A 15884-nucleotide genomic window follows, 5' to 3' on the forward strand; every position below is an offset into this window, starting at 1 on the left:
ATCCCATAGCCGTTTTTATTTGCATACTACTGGTGCTAAATCTTTTTGGCTTTCAATGATGCCCGGCTGAAAGATAAGCGGCACCAATGATTCCTCCCTTGTCCCCGCTCTGGGAAATGATGATCCTGTTCTTGCGCTTTAATACAGGGATGAGATCATGATCCAGCTGCTGTTGGAAAGCATCTTTCATATACATCCATGCCTGGCTCAAGCCGCCCCCTATCAGGATATTTTCCACATCAAGAATCTTGATCAGGTGTGCCACTCCCATGGCCAGAGAGATTCCTGCCTGGCGAAAAGCCTGCAATGCCAGTGCATCCTCCTGCTTCGCCAGCTCGGCAATCAAGGCCGTTGGTAAATACTTTCCGCTCAGCTTTTCATAACTGATGGCCACCCCAGAGGCAGAGGCATATTGTTCCAGGCAGCCTTGATTGCCACATCCACAAGGCCTACCACCAGGGTCAACAATCAAGTGCCCTATCTCCATCGCGATCCCATGATCTCCCGGAAAAGGCTTTCCTGCATGAATCAGACCTCCTCCTACGCCAGTCCCCAGTCCAATATAAGCCAGGCTTTTCTGCGGCTCTCCATGTAGCAGGTATTCTCCATAAGCCGCTACCAAGGCATCATTCTCAACCACTACCGGCAAACGCAACAACTCAGTCAAATCTCCAGCCAAATCCACACTCCTGAGTCCCGGCAGGTTGGGTGACTGTGCAATCCGGCCGCTGGCTGGATCAATAAACCCTGGAAAACCTATCCCTATGGACTTTACCTCAGGATGATGGCTGACAGCATCCTGGACAGCCCCCATGGTGAGGCGCAATATCTCCTGCCAGGCAAATTGGGGAGAATGCTGTTTACAGATTGAGGAAAAATCAGCAGTGAAGCGGTTTTCATACAAAATTGTCGTGCCCTGCGCTACACCAATCCTCAGGTTAGTGCCGCCGATATCTATGCCAATGGCCGGTCTCATTTATCACTCTTTACATTAAAAAGTAATCTCAATTGATTGATTTATAAAATCTCAATCTCGACATCCAGTCTATCTTTCAATGCCACGGCAGGCCACTCCAACACAATAGTCACAGCCTGCATTATTTTTTCAAATCCGGCCTCGGATTGCGAGACTGAAAAATGTGGATGACTGATATAAGTGCACGGCATATTACTCTTGAGGCGCACTGTGCCCCCCAGCACTTCATCTTCCAGGATCAGATACTGCAAATCCGCCAGTACCAACGGCTGGCCAAAGCCGCCCAACACCACCTCGCCTGCCCGGAAACGCCCAGCAGGGCCGTCACAACTGGGCATGGCAAGATTGACTTCAACTCGCAATTTTTCCGCAAATGTTTGCGCGCCAGAAAACCGATACCCTACCATCAGCCTGTTTTTCTCCAGCCTGATTGTCTTGAATAAGTGGACTGCAGCATCATTGGGCAGAGAAGCTGAAAACTCCAGTGCCGCAGCCCGGGATGGCCCCTGCAACTCATATCGTGGCGCATAAACGTTATCATCAGGCTCAATGAAGAAGTCGCAAAAAAGCGTTTTGCGGTAATCGTCCAGCGCAAGGTCCGCCTGCGTGATTTCATGCTTGGAGCCCATCTGCTCATGTGGGTTTGCAATGCCTTCCCCGTTATGTGCATGGTCATCCTCAGCATTCACTTTCCGGTGATAATGCTCGGCCTGCCTGGTTAAAGTATCGGCAAAATTGTGGTTGAGCTTGTAGCTGTCCAACTCCACAATGGTGGCCCTGCCGTCCAGCTTGGTAACTGCCTGCAATACCCCATTTTGCAGGAACAGCTCCTCAGCCCCATCAAGATCGATATCCATCCTGCTTATTTCTGCGCGCGGTTCTGCCTGATCAAGCCATGCCTCCAGCCTGATGATAGCGTTATATACCGCCCTCCTCAGGTGCGGCAGGTAGAGGCCGCCAAATAATCCATGCCAGTATGCATCGTTGGCTTGCGCTTCATACAGCGCTTCCAACATAGCGGCTGTCTTTTTTTTCTCTGGCAGCGCGTGATAACGCCTGGATAGGCCCAGCATGCGCTTATGCATCCAATTCGACTCAGGGTAACGCATAAAGAAATTGCGCCAGATGCCCCCTCGTAAATATGGCTTGGTGATTTCATAGCGGTTATTGTGCCGTTCCTGGGCTACAAGATCTGCATAATGGTGGGCCGCAGGCACCGGCAGGGTCCACTCGTTCATTTCTATGTATGAGGCAGTTGGCAGGTAAACGACTCCGCGCGTCTTGGCCTTGGCATGATAGTCCGAGTAACGCATGGGCTGGATGACTGATGAGCTGAGCACTCCCTCAATAAAGCCGCGTAACCAGCCGCGTTCATAGACCCAGTTGTAGGTTTCAGGCCAAATGCCGAATTTCTCGATATCATCAAAATAGATGGCAGCTGCCCGCCCGCCTTCATCCGCCAAGCTTTCAATATAGGCTACTACTTCATCAGCTGGCGAGAACGGCAACCGGTAGCGCAAGGCTTCAGAGATAGGATACAAATCCAGCTGCCTGCCATCTTCCTCTGTAGTGAAAAAACCATCCAACTGGCTACTATCCTTACCAGTGCAAATAAAATGGTAATCATCGACCGTCACATAGCGTATGCCAGCATCCACCAGCGCCGGTACGACAGTGGAATCCCAAACACGCTCCGTCAACCATGCTCCCTGGGGCCTCTGTCCCAGCTGTTTCTGCAGAAAATCGGATAAGCCATCAAGTTGTCCGATCCGATCGCACACCGGGATTGATGCCAGGACAGGCTCGGTAAATCCGGCCCCGAACAACTCGGCCTGATCACGCTCCACCATTTCTTTCAACAACGCCATATCATTCGGGTAATGCTTGATCATGTACTCCAGCAGCCAACCACTGATGTGCATGGCAAAACGGAAAGCAGGATATTCATACAGCACCCTGAGGAAAGGGCCATAACAACGCGCATGTGCGTCGTCGAGCACGCTCTCGAAATTCCCTACAGGCTGGTGGGCATGCACACCCAGTAGCAAAGCAACAGTTCTAGCCAAATCATGCTCCTGTCTTGTTCAATATTTGAGGTAAATGCAAAACAACATCCTGCCTTAGGCTGATTCCTGGCCTCGGCGCATGGTGCCAGCATTGGCAGCATCCGAATCGCTGGAGCCAGTACTGATAGCAGCGCTCAGTGCAGGTGGAACAGGCAGCTTGAGCAGACGGTACAAATTGCCAAGGTTGCGTCTATAGAGGCGGTCAAAACTACTGACGCTGAGGGATGAGTTGTAATCACCAAACCACCAGAACCAGTCGGATCCTTCACAAATTGCCAGCTGATGCGCGCATGCAGCCTGCTCTTTCTTACTGAGTTTGCCGGCTTGCAAGACCGAGTCATACGCTTTCTTGGCTTCACATAACAGGTCCCAGCCCTTATTTTTGTCACTGCTGCCTATCCAGGTGCTGAAGCTTCCATACACCCAGCTCCCAGCCGCAATCGCAGGCAAGCAACCCATTGAAATGGCCGGTACTGGTTGCTTGCACTTTTCCACCACTTGGCTGCATGTAGTCATTTCAATATCGGGATGCTCTGTCAGTGCTTGGTATAACTGGCTCAGGAAGTAATAACCGTTATAAGGATAGTATTCCCAGGCATTTTCGCCATCCAGAATCACACTAACAACAGCATTGCGCTCGGTATTGTTGTCCTGCTGTATAACCTCCAGCGTGTGTATAAAATCTGCAACCGCACTGTCAGCATGCAGATTGGAGTATTCAAAGCCGATCTTGTCCGACAAGTGGTCATCCCGGAAAAAACAAATGATATTCTCCTGCCCGCCGCTAACAAGATAAGGCTGGTAGAGATATTGATTGCGGGGTGGCAAGTCGCTGGCATCAAAAGATTTATACAAGCTGTTTGCCAGCACCCCCTCGCCTGTGGCCGCCCATTGAATGCCATGCTCGGCCATCAAGGACAAGGCCTCATGGGAAACCGCCCCTTCTGCTGGCCACATTCCCTGCGGTGCCCTGCCAAAACGTCTGGCATGGGACGCCTGCGCCTCCTCTATATGGGCACGTGCACGCAGCCTCCCGCCTGGGTAGTGCGAGAAATGCGGTAACGGGGCGTACGGCATGGCGTCGCGCGTAGAGCGAAAATCCAGGAGCAGGGGCAATATGGGATGATAATGAGGCGTGCTGGAAATCTCGATGCGCCCCTCGGTTTCGAGCTGTTTGTAACGTGGTATCAAGCCCCTGATCAGCTCAACAATCAACCCAGACAGTGCCAACCGATCTTCCAGGGTGAATTGGCTGCCCTTGGCCATCAGGTCCTGCACCAACTGGCTGCTGCGCCGTACACTCTCCCCTGTCCAGGCCAGGTGGTACCAGACAAGCAGATCTGCCATATACTGCCCGGAAAGATAATTGAACATGCTTTTGCCATACGGCTCCAGCTTGCAATACATGTTGTAGAGGCATTGATAATGCTCGAAAGGCGCCAGCATTTTTTCGTGATGCCCCTTGAAGCAGCTTTCAAGAATGAGGCAGCGCTCCTCCAGGGTCAGCACTTTCATGTCTTCCTTGGTCAGCAGTGCCAACAAAGGATCGCGGATATGGCCGTTATCGAACTGCTCGACATAATCCTCAAGCTGGTCCAGCAACACCGGAACAAAGTTGAAAGTAGCCCGGGCCTGAGGATTGCTTTCCAGGTGGAACGCCATGTCAGTGTAATCCTTGATGGCGTGCAGATAGGTCCAGGGCAGCACATACTCACCAGTGATCGTGTCGCGATAATCAGGCTGGTGCATGTGCCAGTACAGGTTTAAATAAAGTTTTGGTCGGGATGAGCTCATGTCTACCTTTACATCAAAATAACTTGAAGTATCCAGCCCGACCTGTTGTCGGGACTTCCTAACAGTTAGCGCGCATGGTGCAGTGCTTGTCCCAACATATCCGGAGTGACCAGCGTAATACCCTTCTCTGATACGTAAAACCGCTTGCGATCCAATTCTGGATTAACGCCGATCTCCATGCCATCAGGAATCCTCGAGCCTTTGTCCACCACCACACGATTCAAGACCACGTGACGGCCAATATCGACCTTGGGCAAAATAACTGAATGATCAATGCTGCTATAGCTATTCACCCTGACATCAGAAAACAACACAGAGTTTCTGATACTTGCGCCACTGACAATGCATCCCCCAGACACCAGGGAGTCTGTCGCCAGCCCCCGGCGGGCCTCATTGTCGAAAACAAATTTTGCAGGCGGCAACTGCTCCTGATAAGTCCAGATCGGCCATTGCCGGTCATAGAGATTAAGTTCCGGCACCACCTTGGTCAGCTCCATGTTTGCTTCCCAATAAGCATCTACCGTACCAACATCACGCCAGTAGTAGTTGCCATCCGCTGCCCCGACACAACTGTCAGTGAACCGATGCGCGAATACCCTATATTTCTTGATCAGATAAGGAATAATGTCATGACCAAAATCATGCGTGGAATACCGGTCATCGGCATCACGTATCAATTGCTCATAAAGGAAAGAAGCATTGAAGACATAGATCCCCATACTGGCCAGCGCATGGGTAGGATCATCTGGCAAGGCTTTGGGGTCATCAGGTTTTTCGGCAAAATCCACTACGCGGTCAGTAGCATCAACCCCCATCACGCCAAACGACCTGGCCTCCTGTAATGGGACATTGACGCAGGCAACAGTCATGTCTGCCTTGTTACGCACATGTGCGGCCAGCATCTGGCCATAATCCATCTTGTAGATATGATCACCTGCCAGTATCAGCACAAACTCAGCGCTGGTCTGTCGTAAAATATCCAGGTTCTGGAAAACGGCATCTGCAGTGCCCTTGTACCATTCCTCCTGGATACGTTGCTGCGCCGGCAATAGCTCAACAAACTCATTGAATTCCCCACGCAGGAAACCCCATCCGCGCTGTATATGCTGGATCAGGCTATGGGCTTTATATTGCGTGACAACGCCGATGCGGCGTACGCCAGAATTCATGCAGTTGGAAAGGGGAAAATCGATGATGCGGAACTTGCCGCCAAACGGTACGGCAGGCTTGGCACGCCAGTTGGTGAGGTCCTTCAACCGGCTTCCTCTTCCGCCGGCAAGGATCAGGGCTACAGTGTTTTTGGTCAGCGTGCTGACAAAACGCGAAGAACTTAACTCATGCTGCTGCATTTTTGCCCCTCCTGATTTATAGTTTGGCTATTATTTTGATTGCCAACAGAGCGCGAACCGGGCTCTTTCGCCTTTAATGACCTGCTCTTGAAACCATTATAGGCAGGAAGGTTCATACTAGGCTAGAGGATTTATCCTACAGTGAACACCCAACCAACAGGGACCTTAAAAATTGGCCAAGACAAAACAAGACCCGCAATCTTCCTTGATTCTTGATGCAAAACATCACGATCCATTTTCGTATCTTGGCCTACACCAGAATGGAAAAGACTATGTCCTGAGGATATTTCACCCCCATGCCGACAAAGTCTGGCTCAATACGGTGCATGGATGGGAAGCCCTGCACCGTTGCCATGCAGGCGGTGTCTTTGAATGGCTGGGCAAGGAGGCCCCTCCCGTTCCTTGTCGCGTCAGGTTTGAGGAAGATGGACATAGCTGGGAAACCTATGACGTCTATTCATTCTGGACGGCTTTGTCCACTGACGAACTGTATCTGTTTGGAGAAGGCAGGTTAAAAGAGGCTTACCGATCCTTCGGTGCCCACTTATGCGACCAACAAGGCGTGCAAGGTGTCCGCTTCGTCGTATGGGCACCTAATGCGGAGCGCGTCAGTGTTGTAGGTAGTTTCAACCGATGGGATGGCCGCATGCACCCGATGCGTGTGCATGGCAGTAGCGGTGTTTGGGAAATATTCATTCCTGACCTGCAGGCTGATGATCTGTATAAATTCGAGATTCGCAACCGTGATAGTGGCCAGGTCATGGTCAAGACAGACCCCTACGGCTTTAGTTTTGAACGGCTCCCCGGTACCGCGGCCAAGATTACCCAGCAGCAGCAATACACATGGCAAGATGCTCACTGGCTGCAAACCCGCGCCGGTACAGACTGGCTGCATACTCCTTTCAATTGCTATGAGGTGCATCTGGGATCGTGGCGCCGCCAGGCAGATGGTCATTTCCTCAATTACCGTGAACTTGCGGAGCAGCTGGTGCCCTATGTTAAGGAAATGGGCTATACCCATATCGAACTGCTACCCATATCAGAGCATCCGCTGAATGAATCCTGGGGATACCAGACCACAGGCTATTTCGGCGTCACCAACCGTTTTGGCAGCCCGGACGATCTTCGCTACCTGATAGACCGCTGCCACCAGGAAAATATCGGCGTCATCCTCGATTGGGTACCGGGACACTTCCCCAAGGATGACTGGGCGTTAGCCCGCTTTGATGGCTCTGCCCTGTTCGAACATGCAGATCCGCGACTGGGTGAGCATCAGGAATGGGGTACCTATGTGTTCAACTATGGTCGCAATGAGGTGCGTAATTTTCTGCTGGCCAGCGCCCATTATTGGCTGTCTGAATTTCATATAGACGGCTTACGCGTTGATGCGGTGGCCTCCATGATTTACCTGGATTATTCACGCAAGGCAGGCGAATGGCTGCCCAATCGCCATGGCGGACGGGAAAACCTGGAAGCCATCGATTTCCTCAAGCAACTGAATATCATGGCCCATGAGGATTTTCCAGGCGCATTGACCATTGCTGAGGAATCAACAGCATGGCCAATGATTTCACGCCCGGTGTATCTGGGAGGCCTGGGATTTTCCATGAAATGGAATATGGGCTGGATGAATGACACCCTCTCCTACTTTGCCAACGACCCCATTCATAGGCGATATCATCACGACAAGCTGACCTTTGGCCAGATTTATGCCTATACTGAAAATTTTGTATTGCCCTTCTCGCATGATGAAGTCGTACACGAGAAACGTTCCTTGCTGGATAAAATGCCGGGCGATGCATGGCAGAAATTCGCCAATCTCAGACTGCTGTTCACCTATCAGATGACCATTACGGGCAAAAAACTCAATTTCATGGGCAACGAGTTTGGCCAGGGCCGGGAATGGAATGTCAATGCCAGCCTTGACTGGCATTTACTGGATAGTCATTGGCACAAGGGAGTACAAATGCTGAGTCGTGACCTTGCACATTTGTACAAGCACCTGCCTGAGTTATATGAACTGGATTTCGATTCGCACGGTTTTGAATGGATAGACTGTAATGACAGCGACCAATCGATTATCAACTACCTGCGGAAAGCCAGAGATGGCAGCTTTGTCCTGGTCATGCTGAACTTTACCCCGGTGTTGCGTGAAGGTTACCGGGTTGGCATACCTGTTGCAGGCAATTACCGTGAGCTATTCAACAGCGATGCGGAATGTTATGGCGGAACCAACCATGGCAACGGTATTGGGTTGAAATCAGAGAATATGGCCTGGATGAGCCAGCCACACTCATTGGTTGTAACCTTGCCGCCACTTGGCGGCCTGATCATCAAGCTGGATAACTAGCCTTCTATAAGCTAGCTGTCGCGCATCAACTGCAAAGCTTGCTCCAGCCGCTCCACTCCCTTGACTTCCAGGCCACTGATGGCCTGCTTGGGCATATTTGCCTTGGGCACAATCGCATGGGTGAATCCCAGCTTGGCCGCTTCGCGCAATCTTTCTTGTCCCCGCTGAACTGGTCGCACTTCACCAGCAAGGCCAACCTCACCAAATACAATCAGTTTGTTATGCAGCGGCTTGTTTTTCAATGAAGAAACAATCGCCAGCAATACCGCAAGATCGACCGCCGGCTCGGAAATCCTGACACCACCCACCGCATTGATAAACACATCCTGGTCAAAACAGGCTACGCCGGCATGTCGATGCAACACCGCCAACAGCATCGCCAGTCGATTCTGCTCCAGCCCTACACACAAACGCTTTGGATTTGGGGCATGTGCTTCATCCACCAAAGCCTGCACCTCGACCAGCAAGGGACGCGTACCCTCCTGCGTCACGGTAATGCATGAACCTGAAACCTGTTCTGAATGGTGGGAGAGAAACAGGGCTGAAGGGTTGCTGACTTCACGCAACCCCTTTTCCGTCATCGCAAATACGCCCAATTCATTTACTGCGCCAAAACGGTTCTTGAAGGCGCGCACCAAGCGAAAACTTGAATTCTGGTCGCCCTCGAAATAAAGCACGGTATCGACGATATGCTCCAGTACACGCGGTCCTGCCAGTGATCCCTCCTTGGTTACATGACCAACCAGAATCACGGTAATGCCCAGCTGTTTTGCCAATCTGGTCAGTTGAGCCGAACATTCCCTGACTTGGGCAACCGATCCCGGCGCGGACTGTAACGCCTCTGAATAAACGGTCTGAATGGAGTCTATCACCGCTACCTCGGGCATATGTTTTTGCAGGGTGGGAATAATCCTCTCAAGACTGATTTCAGCCAGCAGTTCAACCGGCCCGGCGTTCAAGCCCAGACGTTTTGCACGCATCGCGATCTGTTGTGCCGATTCCTCGCCAGAAACATAAATCGATTTACGCTGAGCGCCAAGATGACACAGGGTTTGCAGTAAGAGCGTGGACTTTCCTATGCCAGGGTCACCGCCGATCAAGACCACACCGCCAGGCACAAGGCCGCCCCCCAGGACACGATCAAATTCATTGATGCCAGTAGGATGACGAGGCACATCTGCCGCCTCGACATCTGCCAGTTTCTGCAATCCGCTTGATTGTGCCAAAGAGGCATAGCGATTATTGCCAGTAGTTTCAGCGACCGTTTCAACCAGCGTATTCCATGCCAGGCAGGCAGGACACTGGCCCTGCCATTTGGATGCTTGCCCACCGCATTCGGTACAGGTATATACAGTTTTAGCCTTGGCCATCAGCCCACCACCTTGAAAGGAACCCTGGGTGCCACTGCACAGAGCAGCTCATATCCCACAGTGCCTGAAGCCTCAGCCACCGCATCTACCGGCACTGTTTGCCCCCACAATTCAACCTTGCTGCCAACCCCGGCTTGAGGCAGGTGGCGAAGATCGGCAAACAGCATGTCCATGGATACACGGCCCAATGTCTGGCTGATCCTGCCGTCTATGGCAATCGGTGTGCCATTTGGCGCATGCCGCGGATAACCATCGGCATAGCCGCACGCAACCACGGCAACTCTCATCTCGTCCTCTGCCGTAAACCGGGCGCCATAGCCCAAAGTCTCTCCTGCCTTCAGCTCCTGCACCGCAATCACTTCACTGGTCAATTGCATCACGGGCTGCAGGCCATAACTGGCGGCGGCCACGCCTGTCACCGGTGAAGCCCCGTAAAGCATGATGCCAGGACGCACCCAGTCATGATGCGCCGTTGAGTGCCGTAAGACCGCTGCTGAATTGGCGAGGGAAATCGGGTATGACAAACCTGCAGTACCCCGCAGGAATATATCCAATGCTGGTGCGACCCCACGTTCGTCATCTGCAGTGGCAAAGTGCGTCATGAGGACAATATCCGACTTAACGGCAGAACAAGCCCCAAGCCTCTCTAATGCAGCGAGAAATGCATCTGGCCTGAAACCCAGGCGATTCATGCCGCTATTCATTTTGAGGAAAACCTGCAACGGGTGTTGCAACTGAGGCGCCGCCTGCTCAAGCATCTGCAATTGCTGCTCGTTATGCACGACAATACTGATGGCATGCTCGGCGGCTGCCATCAACTCATCGGCAGAAAACACGCCTTCAAGCAGCAGCAAGGTTTGGCTGTATCCGGCTTCACGCAAGGCCAATGCCTCGCTCAAGCGCAACACGCCAAACCCATCGGCATCCTCCAAACCTGGGGTCGCCCTTAACAGCCCGTGTCCATAGGCATCAGCCTTCACCACTGCCAGCACTTTGCTGTGGGGAGCATATTGACGCACTACCGAGAGGTTATGGCGCAAGGCTGCCAAATTCACTGTGGCCTGGGTTGCACGCATATTTACTCGCCGTAACTGTCGTCGTATTGACCGACGAAGTTTTCAAAGCGCGTATTTTCGCCAAGGAATGTCAGTCTGACGCGGCCAATCGGGCCGTTACGCTGCTTGGCAATGATAATTTCAGCCGTACCCTTGTCAGGGCTATCCGGGTTATAGACCTGGTCACGGTAAATGAACAAGATCAAGTCAGCATCCTGCTCAATCGCACCAGATTCTCGCAAATCAGACATCACCGGGCGTTTGTCCGGACGCTGCTCTACACTTCGATTCAACTGTGACAGCGCAATCACGGGCACATCCAGCTCTTTTGCCAGCGCCTTGAGCGAGCGGGAGATTTCCGAGATTTCAGTTGCCCGATTTTCACTCTGGCGTCCTGCTGCCCCGGTCATCAACTGCAAATAATCGATGACGATCAGCCCCAGCTTGCCGGTTTGCCTGTGCAAACGGCGCGCCCGTGCGCGCACATCAAAGGAACTGAGGCCTGCACCTTCATCAATATATACAGGGGCTTCATTCAGCTTGCCCAATGCCGTCGTCAAGCGCACCCAGTCCTCGTCCTCAAGGTTACCATTACGCATACGATGCTGATCAAGCTTGCCTATCGAGCCTATCATACGCGTCACCAGTTGCGTGGCCGCCATTTCCATGGAGAACACAGCCACAGGCAAGCCGGTATCCAGAGCCACGTTTTCTGCAATGTTGAGGGAGAACGCCGTTTTACCCATGGAGGGTCGGCCGGCCACAATGATGAGGTCACCCGCCTGCATGCCTGAAGTCATGGAATCCAGATCGGAGAAGCCGGTTGGAATACCAGTTACATCAGTGTGATTGTCTCGCTGATAAAGGTAATCGATACGGTCAGCCACCTGCGGCAGGATGGTTTTCATATCCAGGAACCCCTGGGTAGAGCGCTTGCCCCCTTCGGCAATCTGGAAAATTTTGGCCTCGGCCTCATCCAGCAACTGCTGCGCATCGCGCCCCAATGGATTGTAGGCACTTTCTGCAATGCCAGACCCCACCTCAACCAGTTTGCGCATGATCGCGCGTTCGCGCACGATTTCCGCATATCGGCGAATATTGGCTGCGGTAGGCGTATTCTGTGCGAGCGCACCCAAATAGGCCAAGCCGCCGACACTGGAAAGCTCGGCGGAGTTCTCCAGTGACTCAGCCACGGTCACGATATCAGCCGGCTTGCTGCGCTCAACCAAGCGGCTGATGTGATCAAAAATCAACCTGTGGTCATGTCGGTAAAAATCGCCAGGGCCCAGCAGATCTGCAATGCGGTCCAGGGCCTCGTTTTCAAGCAGCAGCCCACCCAATACGGATTGTTCTGCTTCTACGGAATGCGGGGGAAGTTTAAGGGATTCTAAGGTATCGTCAGCCATGCAGCATTATATCAATTACGCCCGACAAAAATAAAAAAGGCTGCATCAGCAGCCTTTTTTATTCAATCACGGTTAAAGCTGCGTGAGATTATTGCTCACCAAGTACAGAAACAGTAATTTCCACAACAACATCATGATGCAGCGCAATGCTGATCTGATGATCACCAATAGTCTTTAAAGGACCATCTGGCAAACGCACTTCAGACTTGGCAGTTTCAAAACCTTGAGCGTTCAGCGCTTCAGCAATGTCACCAGTAGTCACGGAACCAAACAGGCGGCCATCAACACCAGCCTTCTGGGTCACTTGCAACAGGAAGCCAGCCAGCTTCTCGCCACGTTGTTGAGCAGCAGACAATTGAGCGGCTTGCTGCTTTTCCAGTTCCACGCGACGCACTTCAAACTCAGCCTTGTTGGCTTCAGTGGCACGCTTTGCCTTGCCTTGAGGAATCAGGAAATTACGGCCGTAACCGTCCTTCACCTTAACGATGTCACCAAGATTACCCAGGTTTACTACTTTTTCTAACAGAATAACTTGCATGATCTAACCCCTTAGTGCTTGTCAGTGTATGGCAGAAGCGCAAGGAAGCGAGCACGCTTCACTGCAGTTGTCAGCTGGCGCTGATATCTAGCCTTGGTTCCAGTAATACGTGCAGGGATGATCTTGCCGTTTTCATTGATGAAATCCTTCAACAGATCTGCATCCTTGTAATCTACTTCCTTGATGCCCTCTGCCGAGAAACGGCAGTAGCGGCGGCGCTTAAACATGTCACGTGCCATGATAAAACCTTTCAGATAATTTTCTCTAATGTTTGGATATGCAACACCAGTTGCGCACTCTTGAGACTACGCTTTGCAAGGAAACCGGTCACTTTGACCTGCGTACCCTCAGCAATTGTTTGCGTTTCCAGTGCCAGTTGGCCCATGGCCACACTCGGCACATCACACTCAACCCTGCGCTTCAATTTTGCTTCAACCTGCTCAGAAACATGGAGCAGATGAAAGCTCAATACTGGTATTCCTGCCGGGGTGTAGCGTAGCTCTGCAATCTTTGCGAGCTCGGCGCTCAACTCCAGCCGATTGAAACTCACTTAAGCAGATGCTTGCTCTGCAACTGGTGCAGCGGCTTCATCCTTAGCGCCCAGCAATGACTTGGACTTCTCTTCCTTCATCATTGGAGATGGCGCGGTCACAGCTTCTTTGGTGCTCAGTGTCAGATGACGCAACACGGCATCATTAAACTTGAAAGCATGCTCAAGCTCATCCAGCACAGCCTGGTTACATTCGATATTCATCAGCACGTAGTGTGCCTTGTGAATTTTCTGGATTGGGTAAGCCAGTTGACGTCGGCCCCAGTCTTCCAGGCGGTGAATGGCACCACCGTTGGCGGTTACCAGAGTGCGATAGCGCTCGATCATTGCAGGCACTTGCTCGCTCTGGTCCGGATGGACGATAAATACTACTTCATAATGTCGCATATACTCTCCTTTTGGATTAGCAGCCTCCCGCATGCGAAAACGGTAAGGCAAGGTGGAAAACCCGAGATCATAGCCAGAAAACGCCAATTAATCAATCAATTTCCTAAAGATGCCGGATCCTATTGCATAGAACCCCTTTCAAAACCCGCTCATCCAAAGTTCACCCATACCATTAAGACTAAAATTGTTTATTTATCCAGAATTGAATAGAATCATTAGGATTGAACTGGTCATTAATGGAGAGACAGGCAAAATCACTTGGATTTAGACCTATTATATTATTATGCAGTCACCCGTCACTGGCATCGATAACCTCATGCCAGTAAATTTTGACCAGAAACCCCATCCTAAATAAACACATAAAACTCGCAATGACGAACCCAACAAACTGCCCGGTATGGCATGATCTAAGCGCTCATTATCAAGAAGTCCTCCCCCTCCAGATGCGTGATTTATTTACCAGGGACGGACGACGATTTGAGAAATTCTCCCTGAAGACTGAAGGCCTGCTACTGGATTATTCCAAGCATCGCATCACAGATGAAACCTTGCCCCTATTATTCAAACTGGCGCGCGACTCCAAGGTGGAAGAGTGGCGGGAGCGCATGTTTTCTGGTGAAAAAATCAACTTCACCGAAAAGCGTGCCGTACTGCACACGGCCTTACGTAACCGTAGCAATACGCCAATCTATGTAGATGGCAAGGATGTGATGCCTGAAGTCAACCGCGTACTCGAACAGATGCGCAACTTCAGTGAACTCATCCGCTCTGGCGAATGGAAAGGCTATAGCGGCAAACGTATTACCGATATCGTCAATATCGGCATCGGCGGCTCCGATCTGGGCCCCGTCATGGTCTGCGGCGCACTGAAACCATATGCACAGGCCAGCCTCAACGCTCATTTTGTTTCCAACATCGACGGCACCCACCTCGCCCAAACACTGCAGAATTGCGATCCAGAGACCACCCTCTTCATTGTGGCATCCAAGACTTTCACCACCCAAGAAACCATGACCAATGCCTTATCGGCGCGCAATTGGTTCTTGGATGCAGCAAAAGACCAAACCCAAGTCGCCAAGCACTTTGTTGCCATTTCCACCAATGCAGAAGAGGTTAGAAAGTTCGGCATTGACGGATCCAATATGTTCGAGTTCTGGGACTGGGTGGGAGGCCGGTATTCCTTATGGTCAGCCATTGGCCTATCAATTGCGATCTATATCGGCATGGACAACTTTGAAGACCTGCTGTCTGGAGGACATGAGATAGACCAACATTTCCGCAACGCACCACTTGAAGAAAACATTCCGGTCATCATGGCAATGCTGGGCGTGTGGTACAACAATTTCTTCGGTGCAGACAGCCTGGCGATCCTGCCCTACGATCAAGGCCTGGCTCGCTTCCCCGCCTATCTGCAACAGGCGGACATGGAAAGCAACGGCAAGTTCGTGGCCCGCGATGGCCGGAATGTCCAATGCACCACCGGCCCTATCATCTGGGGTGAAGCAGGCACAAATGGCCAACACGCGTTTTATCAACTGATCCATCAAGGCAACCGACTGATCCCTTGCGACTTCATGATGCCCCTGGAAAGTCAATACCAGCTTGGCAACAATGGCAATGAGCATCATCTGATACTTCTTGCCAACTGCTTCGCCCAGACCAGTGCGCTAATGCAAGGCAAAACGCTGGATGAAGCCAAGGCAGAGTTGGTTGAACAGGGATTAAGTGGTGAGGAGCTCGAAGTCCTGCTGCCGCACAAGGTGTTTGAAGGCAACCGCCCTACCACCACCATTCTGTTCGACAAGCTTACTCCCAAGATGCTGGGCAAGCTGATTGCCATTTACGAACACAAGATATTCGTACAAGGCATCATCTGGAACATCAACTCATTCGATCAGTGGGGGGTGGAATACGGCAAGCAGATAGCCAGGAAAATCCTTCCCCAACTCAATGACGGCAAACACTCAACCGAGTATGACAGCTCAACCAATGGCCTGATGAATTACCTTAAATTCAGATAGCAATTGATTGATTAAAATAAAA

13 protein-coding genes are annotated in these 15884 nt (G+C 51.6%); 2 read left to right on the top strand and 11 right to left on the bottom strand.

Annotated elements, in window-relative coordinates:
• Window positions 1-52: 52 nt before the first annotated feature.
• From LG200_RS05960 to glgC, 4 genes are all read right to left on the bottom strand, one after another.
• Window positions 53-976: an ROK family protein gene (locus tag LG200_RS05960; RefSeq protein WP_226756662.1), complete on the bottom strand. Its 924-nt coding sequence runs from the start codon at window positions 974-976 to the stop codon at window positions 53-55.
• Window positions 977-1017: 41 nt separating this feature from the next.
• Window positions 1018-3042: an alpha-amylase/4-alpha-glucanotransferase domain-containing protein gene (locus LG200_RS05965; protein WP_226756663.1), complete on the bottom strand. Its 2025-nt coding sequence runs from the start codon at window positions 3040-3042 to the stop codon at window positions 1018-1020.
• A gap of 54 nt (window positions 3043-3096) precedes the next feature.
• Window positions 3097-4836, bottom strand: a complete 1740-nt coding sequence (locus tag LG200_RS05970) for a glycoside hydrolase family 57 protein (RefSeq protein ID WP_226756664.1) — start codon at window positions 4834-4836, stop codon at window positions 3097-3099.
• A 65-nt stretch (window positions 4837-4901) separates the two neighbouring features.
• Window positions 4902-6185 carry a glucose-1-phosphate adenylyltransferase gene (gene glgC, locus LG200_RS05975; RefSeq protein ID WP_226756665.1) on the bottom strand — a complete coding sequence of 428 codons (1284 nt, stop codon included), beginning with the start codon at window positions 6183-6185 and terminating at the stop codon, window positions 4902-4904.
• Between the two features lie 172 nt (window positions 6186-6357).
• On the opposite strand from glgC, the gene glgB reads away from it, so the two are divergent.
• On the top strand, window positions 6358-8535 hold the full coding sequence (glgB, locus tag LG200_RS05980) for a 1,4-alpha-glucan branching protein GlgB (protein ID WP_226756666.1): 2178 nt from the start codon (window positions 6358-6360) through the stop codon (window positions 8533-8535).
• A gap of 11 nt (window positions 8536-8546) precedes the next feature.
• Here glgB and radA read toward each other — a convergent pair whose 3' ends face one another.
• From radA to rpsF, 7 genes are all read right to left on the bottom strand, one after another.
• Window positions 8547-9905 (bottom strand): DNA repair protein RadA, encoded by a 1359-nt coding sequence (gene radA / locus LG200_RS05985; protein ID WP_226756667.1) that lies wholly within the window; start codon window positions 9903-9905, stop codon window positions 8547-8549.
• Window positions 9905-10981, bottom strand: a complete 1077-nt coding sequence (gene alr / locus LG200_RS05990) for an alanine racemase (RefSeq protein WP_226756668.1) — start codon at window positions 10979-10981, stop codon at window positions 9905-9907. The genes radA and alr overlap by 1 nt, the downstream gene beginning before the upstream one ends.
• Before the next feature lie 2 nt (window positions 10982-10983).
• Window positions 10984-12366 carry a replicative DNA helicase gene (gene dnaB, locus LG200_RS05995; RefSeq protein ID WP_226756669.1) on the bottom strand — a complete coding sequence of 461 codons (1383 nt, stop codon included), beginning with the start codon at window positions 12364-12366 and terminating at the stop codon, window positions 10984-10986.
• Between the two features lie 88 nt (window positions 12367-12454).
• On the bottom strand, window positions 12455-12904 hold the full coding sequence (gene rplI, locus LG200_RS06000) for a 50S ribosomal protein L9 (RefSeq protein ID WP_226756670.1): 450 nt from the start codon (window positions 12902-12904) through the stop codon (window positions 12455-12457).
• A gap of 11 nt (window positions 12905-12915) precedes the next feature.
• Window positions 12916-13143, bottom strand: coding sequence for a 30S ribosomal protein S18 (gene rpsR, locus LG200_RS06005; protein ID WP_025869803.1), 228 nt, complete (start codon window positions 13141-13143; stop codon window positions 12916-12918).
• 11 nt (window positions 13144-13154) lie between these two features.
• Window positions 13155-13454, bottom strand: coding sequence for a primosomal replication protein N (priB, locus tag LG200_RS06010; RefSeq protein WP_226756671.1), 300 nt, complete (start codon window positions 13452-13454; stop codon window positions 13155-13157).
• A complete protein-coding gene (gene rpsF / locus LG200_RS06015; protein ID WP_226757315.1) occupies window positions 13455-13841 on the bottom strand; it encodes a 30S ribosomal protein S6 in 387 nt (128 codons plus the stop codon).
• Window positions 13842-14212: 371 nt separating this feature from the next.
• On the opposite strand from rpsF, the gene pgi reads away from it, so the two are divergent.
• Complete coding sequence (gene pgi, locus LG200_RS06020) at window positions 14213-15862, top strand: glucose-6-phosphate isomerase (protein ID WP_226756672.1); 1650 nt, start codon at window positions 14213-14215, stop codon at window positions 15860-15862.
• The last annotated feature ends 22 nt before the right edge of the window (window positions 15863-15884 follow it).

This window comes from Methylobacillus caricis (genome assembly GCF_020532705.1).
Taxonomy (GTDB): Bacteria; Pseudomonadota; Gammaproteobacteria; order Burkholderiales; family Methylophilaceae; genus Methylobacillus; species Methylobacillus caricis.